This window comes from Nonomuraea sp. NPDC059007 (genome assembly GCF_042740555.1).
In the GTDB taxonomy this organism is placed as follows: Bacteria; Actinomycetota; Actinomycetes; order Streptosporangiales; family Streptosporangiaceae; genus Nonomuraea.
Genome location: NZ_JBHYJD010000023.1, coordinates 22,470 through 38,572 on the forward strand (window position 1 = coordinate 22,470; position 16,103 = coordinate 38,572).

14 protein-coding genes are annotated in these 16,103 nt (G+C 70.9%); 6 read left to right on the forward strand and 8 right to left on the reverse strand.

Annotated elements, in window-relative coordinates; all coding sequences use genetic code 11:
• Positions 1–33 precede the first annotated feature (33 nt).
• Complete coding sequence (locus ACFWY5_RS32545; protein WP_379636480.1) at positions 34–786, forward strand: SDR family NAD(P)-dependent oxidoreductase; 753 nt, start codon at positions 34–36, stop codon at positions 784–786.
• Here the strand turns inward: ACFWY5_RS32545 and cysS are convergent.
• The 7 genes from cysS to ACFWY5_RS32580 form a co-directional block, all read right to left on the reverse strand.
• On the reverse strand, positions 781–2,151 hold the full coding sequence (gene cysS / locus ACFWY5_RS32550; protein ID WP_379636483.1) for a cysteine--tRNA ligase: 1,371 nt from the start codon (positions 2,149–2,151) through the stop codon (positions 781–783). The genes ACFWY5_RS32545 and cysS overlap by 6 nt on opposite strands.
• Positions 2,152–2,166: 15 nt before the next feature.
• Entirely contained in the window at positions 2,167–4,011 is a 1,845-nt protein-coding gene (locus tag ACFWY5_RS32555) for a sigma factor-like helix-turn-helix DNA-binding protein (protein WP_379610609.1), read from the reverse strand.
• Between the two features lie 47 nt (positions 4,012–4,058).
• Positions 4,059–5,879, reverse strand: a complete 1,821-nt coding sequence (locus ACFWY5_RS32560; RefSeq protein ID WP_379610607.1) for a UvrD-helicase domain-containing protein — start codon at positions 5,877–5,879, stop codon at positions 4,059–4,061.
• 5 nt (positions 5,880–5,884) lie between these two features.
• Positions 5,885–7,834, reverse strand: coding sequence for a hypothetical protein (locus ACFWY5_RS32565; RefSeq protein ID WP_379636485.1), 1,950 nt, complete (start codon positions 7,832–7,834; stop codon positions 5,885–5,887).
• Positions 7,835–8,060: 226 nt separating this feature from the next.
• Entirely contained in the window at positions 8,061–8,864 is an 804-nt protein-coding gene (locus tag ACFWY5_RS32570) for a class I SAM-dependent methyltransferase (RefSeq protein ID WP_379610604.1), read from the reverse strand.
• Between the two features lie 74 nt (positions 8,865–8,938).
• Positions 8,939–9,997: an ABC transporter substrate-binding protein gene (locus tag ACFWY5_RS32575; protein ID WP_379610602.1), complete on the reverse strand. Its 1,059-nt coding sequence runs from the start codon at positions 9,995–9,997 to the stop codon at positions 8,939–8,941.
• Between the two features lie 17 nt (positions 9,998–10,014).
• Positions 10,015–10,224 carry a hypothetical protein gene (locus tag ACFWY5_RS32580; RefSeq protein ID WP_379610600.1) on the reverse strand — a complete coding sequence of 70 codons (210 nt, stop codon included), beginning with the start codon at positions 10,222–10,224 and terminating at the stop codon, positions 10,015–10,017.
• Positions 10,225–10,350: 126 nt separating this feature from the next.
• Between ACFWY5_RS32580 and fdxA the strand changes: the two genes are divergently transcribed.
• The 3 genes from fdxA to ACFWY5_RS32595 all read left to right on the forward strand — a co-directional run bounded on the left by fdxA (position 10,351) and on the right by ACFWY5_RS32595 (position 12,853).
• Entirely contained in the window at positions 10,351–10,677 is a 327-nt protein-coding gene (fdxA, locus tag ACFWY5_RS32585) for a ferredoxin (protein ID WP_379610599.1), read from the forward strand.
• A 363-nt stretch (positions 10,678–11,040) separates the two neighbouring features.
• Complete coding sequence (gene dapC, locus ACFWY5_RS32590) at positions 11,041–12,111, forward strand: succinyldiaminopimelate transaminase (RefSeq protein ID WP_379636487.1); 1,071 nt, start codon at positions 11,041–11,043, stop codon at positions 12,109–12,111.
• Between the two features lie 76 nt (positions 12,112–12,187).
• Positions 12,188–12,853, forward strand: a complete 666-nt coding sequence (locus tag ACFWY5_RS32595) for a DUF4178 domain-containing protein (RefSeq protein WP_379610597.1) — start codon at positions 12,188–12,190, stop codon at positions 12,851–12,853.
• A 249-nt stretch (positions 12,854–13,102) separates the two neighbouring features.
• Here the strand turns inward: ACFWY5_RS32595 and ACFWY5_RS32600 are convergent, their stop codons facing one another.
• Complete coding sequence (locus tag ACFWY5_RS32600) at positions 13,103–13,930, reverse strand: hypothetical protein (protein ID WP_379636489.1); 828 nt, start codon at positions 13,928–13,930, stop codon at positions 13,103–13,105.
• A 37-nt stretch (positions 13,931–13,967) separates the two neighbouring features.
• Here ACFWY5_RS32600 and ACFWY5_RS32605 point away from each other — a divergent pair, with 37 nt between their 5' ends.
• Together ACFWY5_RS32605 and dapE are read left to right on the forward strand one after the other, a co-directional pair.
• Positions 13,968–14,801, forward strand: a complete 834-nt coding sequence (locus tag ACFWY5_RS32605) for a 2,3,4,5-tetrahydropyridine-2,6-dicarboxylate N-succinyltransferase (RefSeq protein ID WP_379636491.1) — start codon at positions 13,968–13,970, stop codon at positions 14,799–14,801.
• A gap of 13 nt (positions 14,802–14,814) precedes the next feature.
• On the forward strand, positions 14,815–15,867 hold the full coding sequence (dapE, locus tag ACFWY5_RS32610; RefSeq protein ID WP_379610594.1) for a succinyl-diaminopimelate desuccinylase: 1,053 nt from the start codon (positions 14,815–14,817) through the stop codon (positions 15,865–15,867).
• Positions 15,868–16,103: the final 236 nt, after the last annotated feature.

Here is a 16,103-nt window from a genome sequence, read left to right on the forward strand (position 1 = left end):
GGACCCTAAGCGCCTTTCCGCACAGTGGGCGGCATGACAAACATGAAGGCAGTGGTGATCGGCGGAACCCATGGCATCGGCCTGGCGATCGCCGAGTCGATGACCAAGAGAGGCGCCGAGGTCCTGGTCACGGGGCGGAACGAGCGCAACCTGGAGAAGGCGGCGCCGCTGGTCGCCCACGCGCTGCGCTCCGACCTGGCCGACATGGCCGACGTGCGCGCGCTCGGCCCGGCGGTGAAGGAGTTGCTCGGCGAGGTGGACCACGTGTTCGTCAACGCCGGGATCGCCGAGGGCGGGCCGATCGAGTCGGTCACCGAGGAGTCCTACGACCGGCAGTTCGCCGTCAACACCAAGGGCGTCCTGTTCAGCACGCAGCAGCTCATCCCGCTGATCCGCAGGGGCGGCTCGATCGTCTTCACCACCTCGGTCGCCGACAGCGGCGGCACGGCCGGGATGGCCGTGTACGCCGCATCGAAGGCGGCGGTGTGGTCGCTGGCCCAGGTGCTCGCGGCCGAGCTGCTGTCCAGAGGCGTCAGGGTGAACGCGGTCCAGCCCGGCTTCATCGACACGCCCACGGCCGGGGTCGTGGGGTTCACGCCGGAGGAGCGGGCGGCGTTCAAGGCGGCGGGCGACCTGGCGACCCCGATGCGCCGCCACGGAACCTCGGAGGAGGTGGCCGCGGCGGCGGTCTTCCTGGCGCTGGAGGCCACCTACACCACCGGCGTCAAGCTGCCCGTGGACGGCGGCATCGGCCAGGGGCTCAGCGTCCTCCCCGACGGCTCATGACCAGGTCTGGCCGTCCGGGGTGTCGGCCACCTTCACGCCCTTCTCGGCGAGCTCGTCCCTGAGCTGGTCGGCGGCGTCCCAGTCGCGGGCCGCGCGGGCGCGGGCACGCTGGTCGAGCAGCTCGGCGGCGCCCGGCGGAAGGACCGGCGCCCTGCCGACCTCGCTGGACAGGTCCAGGGCGAGCACGTTGTCCAGGTGGAGGAACGTCTCGAACTTGGCGCCGGGCGCCACCCCGTCGTCCCGCTCCAGCTCACGCAGGACGCGCAGCGCCGTGGGGGTGTCGAGGTCGTCCTCGAAGGCCTCCTGGGCGCGTTCCGAGTAGGCGGTGGCGATGGGGGCGCTGGGGTACTCGGCCCACTCGGCCACCCGCGCGCGCCACCGTCTCAGCGTGCGGTCGGCGGCGCGCAGGGTGTCCCAGCTCAGGTTGAGCTGCTGGCGGTAGCGGTGCTCCATGAACGCCAGCCGCAGCGCCAGCGGATCGAGACCCTGGCCGGCCACGTCCCGGAGCAGCACCACGTTGCCCGTGGACTTGGCCATCTTGCGGCCGTCGAAGAGCAGGTGCTCGCCGTGGACCCAGCGCTGGACGACCTCGCGCCCGGCGGCGGAGTTCGACTGGGCGCGCTCGTCCTCGTGGTGGGGGAAGCGCAGGTCGATGCCGCCGGTGTGGATGTCGATGTGGTCGCCGAGGTAGCGCAGCGACATGGCCGAGCACTCGATGTGCCAGCCGGGGAAGCCGGTGCCGCCCCACGGGGTTTCCCAGGTCAGCTCGCGATCCGCGTGCTTCCACAGCGCCCAGTCGGCGTGGAAGCGCTTGCGCGGGTCGACGCCCTCGACGCGGTGTCCGGGCTTGAGCGCGTCCAGCCGGTTGCCGGAAATCTCGCCATAAGTGGGGAAGGTCTCGGCGGCGAAGAAGACCGATCCGTCCGGCACCGCGTAGGCGTGGCCCTTCTCCATCAGCTTCACGATCAGCTCGATCATCAGGTCGATGGTCTCGGTGGCGCGGGGGGTGATGTCGGCCGGCCGGATGTTGAGGTCCGAGCAGTCGCGGCGGTAGGCGTCCTCGTAGAAGCGCGCGATGTCCAGCGTGGACTTTCCCTCGGCGCGCGCCTGCGCGAGGACCTTGTCCTCGCCGATCTCCGCGTCGTCCACGAGATGGCCCACGTCGGTGATGTTCTGGCAGGCGCGCACGCGTACGCGCCGCGCCCCGAGCACCCGGCGGATCAGATCCGACATCAGATACGTGCGCAGGTTGCCGACATGCGCGAACCGGTACACGGTGGGCCCGCAGGAATACATCCGGACGACGCCGGCCGCCGGGATGACGGGTTCTACCTTCCTGGTCCTGGTGTCATAGATCCGCAACATGCCCCGAGCTTAGGCTCACACTCCCAGGAAACCCAGGATGTCGCGGTCGCCCCGCTCGCGCAGCCGGCCGATCACCTCGTCCCGCGTCGAGGCCTCCGGCAGCCCGATCCGCGCCCCGATCAGCTGCAGTCCCTCCAGCTCCGAGTTCACCGGCGCGGTGTAGCCGATCAGGTGCAGCGCGCGGCCGAGCGGCGTCAGCGCCACGTTGGCCGCGGGCAGGAACCGGGTGAGCAGCTCGCCGCCGTCGGAGACGGTCAGGAACACGTGGTCGCCCTCACCGGCCTTGAAGTCGGCCAGCACGTTGCGGATCGACCCCATCGTCGGCTGGTTGTGCCAGCTGATCACCACGTCGCCCGAGGGCGTCGCCGCGGTCAGCTGGCCGCCCGGCGCCATGCCCAGATAGGCCGCGAAGCCCGTCGGCAGCGGCGAACCGGAGCCGCGCAGGTGCTCGGCGTTCACGTCCACCCGGTGCCACCAGCGCCCGTCCCTGCTGCGGAAGCTGCGCCGCGTCTCCGAGACGTCCTTGCGCGGCTGGTACGGCTCCGCCACCTCGCCGGGCGGCGCCGTACCCGCGACCCTGATCCACCCGCGCTGGGTGCGCTCGAACCCGGGCCCGCCCGAGTAGGCGCGCACCGAGCTCTCGCTCACGTCGTACTTGGCGGTGAGGTTCGTGACGATCGTGCTCACCGAGGCCTCGCCGCCGGCCCGCTCGATCTCCCTGGCGATCATCTCCCTGATCCCCAGGTACTCGTCGCCGCCCCAGCGCGTCAGCCCGTACTTGTTCCTGTCCACGCGCAGGAAGCGCTCGTCGGCGGTGAGCTGGTTGCGGATGCCGACGAGGCTGTAGTCCTCGCCGATGCGTTCCTGGATCTCCTCCGGCGACAGCGGCCGCCCGGCGACCGACAGGACCGCCTCGGCCTTCTCGTTGATGCTGCGCGGCCACGGCACCACGTGCCCGTCGAGTATCCGCAGCTGGGGCACGGCCAGGATCCACCGCTCCGCCACGTCCTCGCGGACGCCGAGCTGGGTGACCATGGAGACCGCCTCGCCCATGGGCCGCGGCCCGTCGGCGAACAACTGCCTGGTCTTCTCCCGCAGCTCGTCGCCGCCGCCCGCCACCAGCCAGTCGTCGGACTGCTCATAGCCGGTCAGCAGCGTCCGGACGAAGCGCCAGGTCGGGATGTTCAAGGTCGTGAGCTCGCCCCGGTGCCACGGCACCGCCGCCGTCAGATCGTCGGCCGGTACGGCGGAGCCGAGCCGCCCCCGCAGCCACGTCACGTGCGCGACCAGCGGCGCCGCCTCGGCGCTGCCCAGCCAGGCCTCCACGTGGTCGCGCAGGTCGCGCTCGATCTGCCGGATCCGCTCGCGGGTCACGGAGAAACGCTGGGCCAGCTCGTCGAGCGTGGCGCGCTGCGCCGCGTACAGCCGGTCGCGGGCGATGGCCCGCTGCCGGTCGTCGAGCGCGGCGAACAGCGCGTCGATGAGCTCGGGCACCGGCCGGTCGGCCCGCGCCTCGGGCACGCGCTCGGCGACCGGCTCGAGCAGCCGCTCGAAGACGCGCACGAACATCTTCAGCACCGCGTCACGGCCCAGGGACTCCGGCGTGCGCTCGGCCTCCACGGGGTCGGAGAAACGCAGGAGAGGCAGGATGTCGCCGAGGGGGAGGTGTCCCCAGAAGGCCACGGCGAGGTCGGCGAGGTTGCCCGCGACTGTCTGCGTGCCCGCCAGCGCGCAGGCACGGTCGATCGGGATCGCGTGCCACCATGCCTCGGGCAGCTGTGGCTCTTCCGCGATCGGCGCGATCTGGCTGGGAGAGGTCCAGCGCAGGGGTGGCGCGAGGTCGCTCAGGCTGAGATTCATTGGGGTCCAACCGGCAAAGGGAAGTATCCGCAGTTCAGACTATGTGATCAGAGGGAGAGAAATGGGCTTCCTCTCCCTGAATGGGATATATAGAGCATTGATCTGGCCCGGGTGCAGGCCACATAGAGCACGCTTCGCTCGCGTTGCAAGGCCCGCGCGCGCTCCGCAGGGTCCTGCGGCGGAGTTTCCGGTACGACACCCTCCGTCACCCCGATCAGCGCCACACGTTCGAACTCCAAGCCTTTGAGATGGTGGAACATCGCGACCGGGACGTCCAGCCCGCCCAGCGCCTTCTTGGCCGCCCGCACGAGCTTCATCGTCCGCGCCGCCACCGCGATCGCGCGGGCCGACACACCCTCCTCCAGCCACGAGCGCACCGTGGCCGCCAGCCCCGCCAGCTCCGCCTCGGGCGTGTCGTAGGCCCGGACCATCGGGCGCTCGCCGTGCCCGGTGCCGCGCAGCCCGTACATGCCGGCCAGGCCCTTGACCAGCCCGTCCGTCGGGCCGCCGCCGCGCAGCCGTACCCCGAAGGAGAGCAGTTCGTGCGGCAGCCGGTAGGAGACCCGCAGCGAGTGCTGCACGGCGGGAATCCCCACCGAGCTCAGCGTCACCCGCGTGTCGGTGATCCGCTGGTGCGGGTCGCCGACGACGAAGAGATCGTCGTGCGCGCGCGGCACCACCGCGCGCAGCAGCCGCCACTGCGCCGGGCTGACGTCCTGCGCTTCGTCCACAATCATGTGACGGTACGGCTTGCGTCCCGGATCCACGTCGTCGAGCAGATCTCCCGTGGCCCGCCCGAGCAGCAACAGCGCCTGCTCCGTGAGCTCGGCCAGCGACCTGGCCCCCGCCCCCGCCAGCACGGGCCGGCGGCCCTCGGCGTCGGCCACGATCCGCACCGCCAGCCGCTCCGGGTTGTCCACCTCGATCCGCTTGCGGATCACCTCGTCCTTGACCAGCACGTCCAGCCGCCCCGACAGGTCCTCGCACAACCCCTGCGAGAACGTCACCAGCAGCACCCGCCCGCCCCCGTGCCTGGCCAGATGGGCGGCGCGGTGCAGCGCCAGGAGCGTCTTGCCGGTTCCGGCGCCGCCGATGACCAGCACCGGGTGGTCGTAGCGGCCGGTCCTGGCCAATCGGTGCTGCGGCGGATGCAGGAACGTGCACCAGTGGGGCGCCGCGAGCACGTGGTCGAGCTCCTCGGCGTCGGCCGCGAACACCGCGCGGTCCGGGCTGCGTTCCAGGGCCGCGTGCAGGTCGTCCTGGTCGACCCAGCCGGTCTCTCCGTCGACGGCGCGGCAGCCGTCCAGCTCGCGCCACGCCTCCGACATCGAGCCGCCCCGGCCCAGTACGGCCAGCGGCAGGTGCTGCGTGGGCGGCAGCAGCGGTTCGAGGGCCGCCACGTCCGCCTCGGTCGTGATGAGCCTGACCAGCGGCAGCACCCGCGGATCCAGCCCCAGCGCCAGCAGGTCGCCGTCGCAGATCGGGTCGAACAGCCTCGACGCCCCCGCCGAGCGGCGCAGCGCCGGCTCGACCCTTTCCAGAGCCGCCGCGTCCCACTCCTCCAGGACGCCGATCACCGGGTTCACGCCGTAGCGGTGGCGCTGGGCGAACGACCAGGCGTCCGGGTCGGGCAGCAGGGCGCGCAGCCAGTACACCTCGCGCTGGCGCACCACGACGCCGCGCTGCCCCTCGGCCAGGCGCAGAGTGGCCACTCGCGCGTCCCTGGCGCCCCTGACCCGCTCGGGGTGGGGCGCGCCGTTCTCGGTCAGCAGGAAGCGGCGCAGCGCGCTCACGGCGCTCTCACGCGCCGGCGGTGCCAGTGCGCTGAGCCCCCGAGGGAAGTCGGGGCCGATCGCGAGCCGCGGCACGGGGCTCAGTCCAAGAGATCGAGCAGGTCGCGGTCGCCGCGTTCGCGGAGCCTGGCGAGCACGTCGGGAAGGGCCACGGGGCCGGTCATCCCGATCCTGGTCGCGATCACCCGCGCGGCCACCTCCAGCCCCGCGTCCGGCGCGGTGTAGCAGACCAGCCGGAGCGCCCTGGTGATCTTGTCGGCGCTGGGCGCGGCCACCGGCAGGTGCCTGGCGCGCAGCACGCCCTCGTCCGACAGCGTCAGGAACACGTGCCCGCCCTCCTTCGCCCCGACATCCAGCAGCAGGCGGGAAACCGACTCCAGCACCGGCCGCCCGTGCCAGCTCATGGTCAGCTCACCCGCGGCGCTCCTGACCATCCGGCTTTCGCCCGGCGACAGCCCCAGATAGGCGGCGAACCCGGTCGGCAACAGGCACTCCGACCCGCCGAGATGCTCGCCCGTGACGTCCACCCGCAGGTACCAGCGGCCGTCCGGCTGGCGGAAGCAGCGCCGGGTCTGGGAGACGTCCTTGAGCGGTTGGTACGGCTTGGCGGCGTGCTCGCCGTTCTGGTCATCCGATTCGTGTGGCGTGAACGCCCCGAACCTGACCTGCTCCTCAGCCGCCCCCGACCCGGCCGCCTCGAACGGCGACGCCACAGGCGGCGCCTCTGTCGAGCCGCCCGCCGAGCCCGGCGCGGGTGCGGCCTGGACGGCCTGAGCGGTCGCGGCGCCCGCCAGCGTCGCCTTCACGAACTGCCACGCGGGGACCTCCAGCGCGCGGATCTCCCTGGCATGCCAGTCCGCGGCACCGATCAGCTGGTCGCGGGCCGCGGCCTCACCGATCGTGCCACGCAGCTCGTCCAGATGCGCCCGGTACGGCGCCGCCTCGTCACTGGCCAGCCACCGCTCCAGCCGGGAACGCAGGGCGATCTCCGTGGCGTTGATCTCGGCCGGGGAGACGGCGAACAACTTCGCCAGCTGCTCCACGGCCGACGGCTGGTCGGTGAAGACCCGGTTCTGCGCGACGGCCCAGCTCTTGTCGTCCAGATCGGCGAAGGCGGACTCGATCAACGCCGGCAACCTGGGCCCAGAGCCCTCCTTCACCGGCCCACCATCAGCACCCTCCGCCTCGTCGGGCTCCTCCGCCTCGTCGGCCTCCGCAGGCTCTTCCGCCTCCGCTTCTGCGGGCTCCTCGGCTGCCTCCTGCTCAACCTCGGCCACCGGCTCCTCGGAGTCGGCCGCCTCGGGCTCGCCGGCCTCGGCCTCTTCCTCAGCCTCCACAGCCACAGCAACAGGCTCCTGAGCCTCAGGCTCCCCAGGCTCGGGCTCCTCGGCCTGGTCGACGGCCACCGGCTCGTCTCCCGCGGCCTCTTCCCGATGTTCCGCGGCCTCCTGCGGCTCCTCGGCCTCCTGCGCCGCTTCGGCGCCCTCTGTGGCGTCCTGCGGCTCGTCGGCGTCCTGGGGCCCTTCGGCGTCCTGGGGCCCTTCGGTGTCCCGGGGACCTTCGGCACTCTGGGGACCCTCGGCGCTCTGGGGCCCTTCGGTGTCCTGCGGCTCCTTGGCCACCGGCTCTGCGACGGCCACCACGACGGCGACGGGCTCGGCGGTGGGTTCTGCCACCGGCTCTGCCACTGGCTCGACCACCGGGCGGGGAGTGCGGCGGGGGGCCGGGGCGGGTCTGGGGGAGGGCGCGAGCCGTACCAGAACAGCGGAGAACAGCATGTTGAGCACCGGACGCGCCTGAATGAACGGCTGGTCCATCAGCTCACGGCTGGTCAGCGCGAGCAGTCCCGTCCACGACCCCGCCCGGTCGAGCGCGATCGCCACCTGCGGCTCGTCGGCGTCGTCCGGGTCGAGCACGTGGAGGGCGGGCAGCACGTCGCCGATGGCCGCGGCCGACCAGTGTTCGAGCGCGATCTCCGTCAGCAGTTCGCCCAGGGATTCGGGGCCGATCGCGGCCAGCACGTGCGGCATCGGCAGACTGCGCCACCATGCCTCCGGCAGGTCCGGCTGCCCGTGAAGAAGTGTGATCGCCGACGCGTCGCTCCACCTCAACGGTGGTACGAGGTCGCTCAGGCAGAAATTCATCCTGTTACGTTCACCCGTCCCTCACGCCGCCGTAGCGATCCAGCCATACGTTCGCAGCCCACGGAACAGACCATAGTCCGGCAAAACGCCCCTACGCATCATGGACTACGCATCAGCGCTTCACGGCAGCGAAGCGTAGACGCACGTAGTCGGCCATCCAGCCCGTTTCCCTGCGAAGGGCGGGGGCGGCCAGTTCGTTGACCCGGCGGAGCAGCGGGTCGACGATCTCCGGCGGCACCCCGTCCAGCACCGATCCGGCGAACATCCGCACCCAGTCCGCGGCGCCCCCCGGGCACTCGTCGAGCGGGGTGGGGCGGTCGAAGTGCTCCAGCACGCGGACCACGAAGCCCTCCTGCTCCAGCCGTGAGGCGTAGGCGGCGGGCGTGGGGAAATACCACGGCAGGTCCGGTTCCGGCAGGCCGTACTCGCGCCAGGCGGTGTGCATGGCGGCGGTGAGTTCCGCGCAGTTGCCCGCGCCGCCCATTTCGGCGACGAAGCGCCCGCCGGGCGCGAGCGCCTCGCGGACGCTGGAGATCACGGCGCCCGGGTCGCGGCTCATCCAGTGGAGCGCCGCGTTGGAGAAGACGGCGTCGTAGGCCTGGGCGACGTTGAAGTCGTGGCCGTCGCCGACGATGAAGTCGATTCCGGGGTACTGCGCGAGCGCTTTCTCGATCATTGCGGGGGAGCCGTCGATGCCCAGCACATGGGCTCCCCGTAAGGCGATCTCGGCGGTCAGCACGCCGGTGCCGCAGCCCAGGTCGAGAACGCGCTCGCCCGGCTGCGGATCCAGCAGGTCGACCAGCGGCGCGCCCCTGGCGGAAACGTATCCGAAGCTGCTGTCCAGGGTGCGACTGGTCCACCGCTCCAAACTCGGTGCGTCGTAGCGCAAGACGATCAGCTCACAATCATCAGACATCGGGCCCCCGCGGCCGTGCTGTCGCTAACTGTAGATGCTGACCGTCTCTCACGACATATCCCGTCACAGGGGTCTCATCGCATACTGTGCGCCCATTCCCGCTTGAGGTACGACTTTGCGGCATCTGCCTGCGGAATCGTGAGAAGGAGCGGCGGGCCGGGTGCGACGGGAAGTTTCGCCGCCTGCTCGGTGTCGAGCGTGCCGCGCATGAGCATGGCCTCGCCGCGGGCCGGACGGGCGTACCCCTTCTGGAGGAGGTTCTGGCCCTCGTCGGAGAAGAGGAACTCCTGCCACAGCCGGGCGGCGGCCGGATGCGTCGCGTCCTTGTTGATCGCCTGCACGTAGTAGCCGCCGAGCGGGGCGTCGCGCGGGATCGTGACCTTCCACGCCTCGGGGTCCTCGGCGGCGCGGGCGGCGTTGAGGTGGTCCCAGTCGACGACCACGTTCGCCTGGACCGGATCGGTGAGCCTGCCGCCCTGCTTGAGCTTGGCGAACAGGTCCACTCCGCGGGCCGGCTGCGGCGTGCCGGCCAGCATCGAGGCGGCGATCACGCCGTTGAACGCGGACGCGGCCTTCAGCGGGTCGCCGGCCAGCGCCACCTTGTAGCCCGGCTTGGCCAGATCGGCGAAGGAGGCGGGCGCGGCCACCTCGCGCGGGTCGTAGCCGATGGACATGTAGCCGCCGTAGGCCGCGTACCAGGCGCCCTTGGCGTCCTTGACGTGGTCGGGCAGGTCCTGCCAGCCCTGGACCTTGTACGGCGCGAACCTGGCCGCGTTGGCCACCGCCACGTCGAGGGTCAGGTCGAACACGTCGGGCTTCAGCTGGGCGGCGGACTGGAGCTCGCGGGCGCTGCTGGCGCGCGGTTCGAGCTCGTTGACCTTGATGCCGTACTTCTCGGAGAACGTGTCGATGATCTCGCCGTAGTTCACCCAGTCGCGGGAGAGGGCGACCACGGTGAGCGCGCCCTCCTGCTTGGCGACCTCGGCCAGGCGGTCCATGGTCGTGAAGCCGTCCTTCAGCGAGGCGGCTTTCGCGTTCACCGGAGGCAGCGGCTTTTGCTCGGTCGTCGGGGACGCGCCGCACCCGGCGCTGACGAGGATGGCGGCTACGGCGGCGCAGGTACGTACTGTCACACAACGAATACTTGCCGCTACATCCGCCCAGGTCGAGGAGGCGCGGCCGGGACCACCTTGGCCGCGACCAGGGATTCCTCGGCGATCTCCACGATCGTGCCATCCCGTTTACGAACCATGAGGACGCCGTCGTCCCACGATTCGAGAATGCCGACCGCATCGCGGAACCCGCCGGGCACCCGCCTACGCGTGGTGATCCGTACCCCTATATCCGCAGATGTGACCATGATTGTCAGGCGAGCGGCCACGAGTTTGGCACCCTCCGTTCCAGCCACTTGGCTAGCACGGCAATACTAGGGCTTAGCAAACCGCGGTTGGAGTCGCGCCATGGTGCGGAGAAGAAGGAGCTCGAGGTGACCTACGTCATCGCGCAGCCTTGCGTGGACGTCCTTGACAAGGCGTGCATCGAGGAGTGCCCCGTCGATTGCATCTACGAGGGCGAGCGCATGCTTTATATCCACCCCGACGAGTGCGTGGACTGCGGCGCGTGCGAGCCTGTGTGCCCCGTGGAAGCGATCTTCTACGAGGACGACCTTCCCGAGCAGTGGAAGGAGTACTACAAGGCGAACGTGGACTTCTTCGAGGACCTGGGCTCGCCCGGCGGCGCCTCGAAGGTCGGCAAGATCGACAAGGACCACCCGGTCATCGCCGTCCTCCCCCCGCAGGCCGAGGACCACTAGTCTCAGTCTCTGAGACGCTGTATCCGTTACGGCAGGCCACCCCTGTTGAGACGCTGTATCTGTTACGGCAGGCCACCCCCACGCCACCCGCCGCACCTGGCGGGCGCCGATCGTGGGGGTCGCTTCTCACGTCGGACGTGGTTCGCGCCGTCACGGCGTTCCGCCGACCCTCTGGACCGGCAACCCCGCCGTGCCCCCGATCAGAACCCGGCACCCAGCCGTACCCCCGATCGGAACCCCGGCACTCAGTCGTAAGCCCGATCGAACCCCGGCACCACCGCCGGGCGCCCAATCGGAACCCCGGCCGACCTCGCCCCCTGAACGGGAAACCCCGGTGACCCGGGGCCACTAGTGTGGGTTGCTGTGAACAACCTGCCTGACTTCCCCTGGGACCGGCTCGTGCCGTACAAGGAGCGGGCCGCCGCTCATCCCGACGGGATCGTGGACCTGTCGGTGGGCACGCCGGTGGACTCGGTGCCGCCGCTCGTGCGGGCCGCGCTGATCGAGGCGGCCGACAGCCCCGGCTACCCCCTCACCCACGGCACCAAGGCGCTGCGCGAGGCCGCCTCCGGCTGGCTGGCCCGCCGCCACGGCGTGCGCGTGGACCAGCGGGACGTGCTGCCGCTGATCGGGTCCAAGGAGTTCGTGGCCTGGCTGCCCACGTACCTGGGCGCCAAGCGGGTCGTCTTCCCCGAGCTGGCCTACCCGACCTACGACGTCGGCGCCCGGCTGGCCGGAGCCCACGGCACGGCCGCCGACGGGCTGCTTGCGCTCGGGCCCGAGCCCGTCGACCTGGTCTGGGTCAACTCTCCCGGCAACCCCACGGGCAAGGTGCTGCCCGCCGAGCACCTGCGCAAGGTCGTCGCCTGGGCGCGCGAGCGCGGCGCCGTGGTCGCCTCCGACGAGTGCTACATCGAGCTCGGCTGGGAGGAGAAGCCGGTCTCCATCCTTCATCCGGACGTGTGCGAGGGCTCGCACGAGGGGCTGCTGGCCGTTCACTCGCTCTCCAAGCGCTCGAACCTGGCCGGCTACCGCGCGGGCTTCGTCACCGGCGACCCGGCCCTGATCGGCCGGCTGCTGGAGATGCGCAAGCACGCGGGCATGCTGATGCCGCAGCCCGTCCAGGCCGCGATGGCCGCCGCGTTCGCCGACGACGATCACGCCGACGCCCAGCACGAGCGGTACGCGGCCCGCCGGGCGGTGCTCCGTCCGGCGCTGGAGAAGGCGGGCTGGCGGGTGGACCACTCGACCGCCGGGCTGTACCTGTGGGCCACGAACGGCGAGCCCGCGTGGGAGCAGGTTGGGCGGCTATCCGAAAATGGCATTTTGGTCGCGCCGGGTGAATTTTATGGATCCGCAGGTGAACGGCACGTTCGCATCGCCATAACGGCAACCGACGAACGCATCGATGCGGCCGTGCGCCGCCTCCAGTAGGATCGCGCGTCGTACGTAGACATAAGTAGATACAGGGCGTTTGCCGAGGCAGACCGCGAGTGGAGCGAGCTGGACGATGAGCATGACCTCCTGGGTCGTACTCGGGCTGAGCATCGCCACCGTCCTGTTGTTGCTTGGGGCTTTCGTCGCCACCATGCGCCAGGACAGGAGGGGCCGTTCGGCCACGCCTCCGTCCGAGGACGTGGTCGTCCAGAGCCCGATGCCCGCGCCGGTGAGCATGCAGGCGCACGCCGGCGGCTACGACGATCCGCGCGAGATCCGGGTGGGTGACCGGATCGAGGTGCACGGGGCGCGTTCGGAGGTGCTCGGCGCCCTGCACGTGGCGCTCCAGGGGCAGCAGTGGACCGAGTACCTGCTGGACGACGGCTCCCGGCGAGCCCGCTGGCTGACGGTCGAGATCCGGCAGGGGCTGGTCTCCGGTGACCCGCCCCACCTGGAGGTTCTCGTCTGGACCGAGGTGCCCACGCAGGGCATGATCCCGGCGAAGAGCATGATCATCATGGAGGGCGTGGAGTTCTTCCCCGTGGACCGGGGCACGGCCGCCTTCCGTTCCGAGGGGGACACCGGTCACCCGGACCGCGGCCTGCTGGACTTCGCCGACTACCGGGCCGCCGACGGGCGCCTGCTCTCCTTCGAGCGGGTGCAGGGCTCCCCGTGGACCGCCAGCTATGCCCAGCCCCTGCCTCCGGGCTCCATCTCCATCATCAGCCACGCTTCCTGACGTTTCTGGTCTTCCGGACTGTCCGCTTGGCCTGCCGTGGAATCGACCGGCCCGGCCGTCCCGCCTCGCCCTGGTGCGCCGCGTGCCGCGCGAGTGGCCTGTGCTCAGGCTGGGATCAGGGATGGACCGGAAGAGGTCCGGGCCAGGCGTTTGCGGGCAACCCCACGGACTTGGGGGATATTGCGGGCAATTTCCAGATCGTTCAATGTTTGCCGGCAATACCGGCTCCCCTTCCGGGGATGGTCAGGTTCAGGACAGGACGACCTCGGTCGTCGAGGACTTGCCGCCGGGCTTCCACCCGTCGTCGCTGACCTCCTCGGCCCGCCATGACACCCCGCTGTAGTCGACGCGGCGCAGGCCGTACTCCTGAGCATGGGCGACCGACCACGCGGCGACCAGCCATCCGCGGCGCTCCGTGGTGATGGCGGTGCTGCCCAGCGCGCGGGCGAGCTTGCGGCGCGCCTCGTCGGTGCGGGGGCGCGCGCTCGTCGTGGGGGTGGCGGTCGGCTCGGGGTAGGTGCAGTGCAGGGCCTTGGGTACGCGCCCCGTGAACGCCGCCGCGAGGATCTTGGCGTCGCCCTCGTGCGGCGCGTACGCGTAGCCGGCGGCCGAGCGCTGCACCTCCTGGGCCGCCTCCGCCAGCGGGATCTTGCGGTAGTTCTTCACCTTGACCAGCGCGGCGAAGAACTTGTTGGTGGAGTAGACCGGGTCCATGATCTGCTTCGGCTTGCCCCAGCCCTGCGAGGGACGCTGCTGGAAGACGCCGAGCGAGTCGCGGTCGCCGTGGTTGACGTTGAAGAGCTTCGACTCCTGCAGCGCCGTCGCGTAGGCGATCACGACCGCCCGCTCGGGCAGCTTGCGGCGCGCGGCCACGGCCGCGATGGTCGCCGAGATCTGCGCCTGCTCGACGTCCAGGCTCAGCTCCCCCGACGGCGTGCGGACCACGCAGCCCGCCTCGGCCTGCCGGAACGGCTTGGCCTGCTTGAGCAGGTTGTACAGGCCCACGGTGATGGCCACCGCGAGCACGACGACGATGGCCGCGATGGTCAGGACCCCGCGGGAGAAGCGCACGCGCACCCTGAAAAACCTACCCGGCCAGATAGGCTCCGGGGCCATGAGCCACCAGAGCATGTCCTCGCCGCTGCCGGCCGCGGTCGATGGGTTGTGGGAGCGCAGGACGGAGCTGTCGCCGGCCGACACCGAGGCGCGCACGGTGATCGTCTCCGCCATCGACCTCCTGGACACCGGCAAGGCCCGGGTGGCCCGGGTGGAGGATGGCGACGTTCTGGTGGACGAGCGGGCCAAACGGGCGATTCTGCTCAGCTTCAAGGTGCTCGGCATGGCCAGGTCGCAGGTGGGTGACTTCCAGCACCACGACAGGCAGCCGCTGAAGACCACGTTCGACGGCGTACGCGTGGTTCCGGGGGCGATCGCCCGCTGGGGCGCCTACCTGGCGCCCGGAGTGGTGCTGATGCCGTCTTTCACCAACATCGGCGCGTACGTCGGCGAGGGCACGATGGTCGACACCTGGGCGACGGTCGGCTCCTGCGCCCAGATCGGCAGGAACGTGCACCTCTCCGGCGGCGTCGGCATCGGCGGCGTGCTGGAGCCGCCGAACGCGGTACCGGTGGTGATCGAGGACGACGCGCTGGTCGGCAGCCGGGCGATGATCGTGGAGGGCGCCCGGGTGGGGCGCGGCGCGGTCGTCGGGGCGGGCACGATCCTGTCGGCCTCGATCCCGGTCATCGACGTGAACACCGGCGAGGAACTGGGGCGCGGACGCATCCCCGACTGGTGCGTGGCCGTGGGTGGAACGCGCCAGAAGGAGTTCCCCGGCGGCACGTTCGGGCTGCCGTGCGTGCTGGTGCTGAAGAAGCTGGAGCCGGGGGAGCGCCACGACAAGGCCGCGCTCAGCGACGTGCTGCGCGAGCACGGCGTCAACGCCTGAAGGGAATGTACTGATGCTGGATCTGAGCCAGGACGCCGGTGCGCTGACCGCCGCGATCGTGGACGTGGAGTCGGTGAGCGGGGACGAGAAGGCCCTTGCCGACCTGGTCGAGGAGGCTCTGCGGGCGCTGCCGTACCTGAGCGTGGACAGGTCGGGCGAGACGGTCGTGGCGCGCACGTCGCTCGGCCGCGCGGAGAGGGTGCTGATCGCCGGGCACCTCGACACGGTGCCGGTCGCCGAGAACCTGCCGAGCAGGGTGGAGGGCGGGCGGCTCTACGGCTGCGGGACCACCGACATGAAGGCGGGCGTGGCCGTCGCGCTCAAGCTGGCCGCGGCGCTGCCGGCGCCCAACCGCGACGTCACCTACGTCTTCTACGACTGCGAGGAGGTCGAGGCCGAGCGCAACGGGCTCAACCGGGTCGCCCGCGAGCATCCCGAGTGGCTGGCGGCCGACTTCGCGGTGCTGATGGAGCCGACCGACGGGGTGATCGAGGGCGGCTGCCAGGGGACGTTGCGGGCGGAGGTGCACGTGGCGGGCAAGCGCGCCCACAGCGCCAGGTCGTGGTTCGGGGTGAACGCCATCCACGGGATCGAACCGGTGCTGGCCAGGCTCAACGCCTACCAGGCGCGGCTGCCGGTGGTCGACGGCCTGGAGTATCACGAGGGGCTCAACGCGGTCGGCGTGCGCGGCGGGGTGGCGGGCAACGTGATCCCGGACTCGTGCGTGGTGACCGTCAACTACCGCTTCGCGCCGGACCTCACGATCGAGCAGGCGCGGGAGCACGTGCGCGAGGTCTTCGACGGCTTCGAGGTGAACTTCACCGACGCCGCCCCCGGCGCGCGGCCGGGGCTGACCGATCCGGTGGCCGCGGCGTTCACGGCGGCGGTCGGCGGTGAGCCGAGGGCCAAGCTGGGATGGACGGACGTGGCGCGGTTCTCGGCGCTGGGCGTGCCCGCGGTGAACTACGGTCCGGGGGATCCGAATCTGGCCCATCAGCAAGGGGAGTACGTGTCGCTGGAGAAGATCGCCGACAGCGAGCGTGCGATGCTGAACTGGCTGGCATAGGGGGCCACAACGTGAAAGTGACCCTCCTCGCCGGCCATTTGGCGGGGAGAGCCACTTTCAGTCCCGAGCAGCACCCTCGCCGATTAGACGCAGGGTTCGCGAATTTCGGTTCCTCCTTCTTCAAAGATTTTTCTGACGGGTTTCACCGTTGCGCTGACCTGCGGTTTCCCTCTTCGAGGAGGTTGGGCGGATTGCCTTCGCCGTGCCGTAAGCGGGGATTCGCCCGTATGGCACCG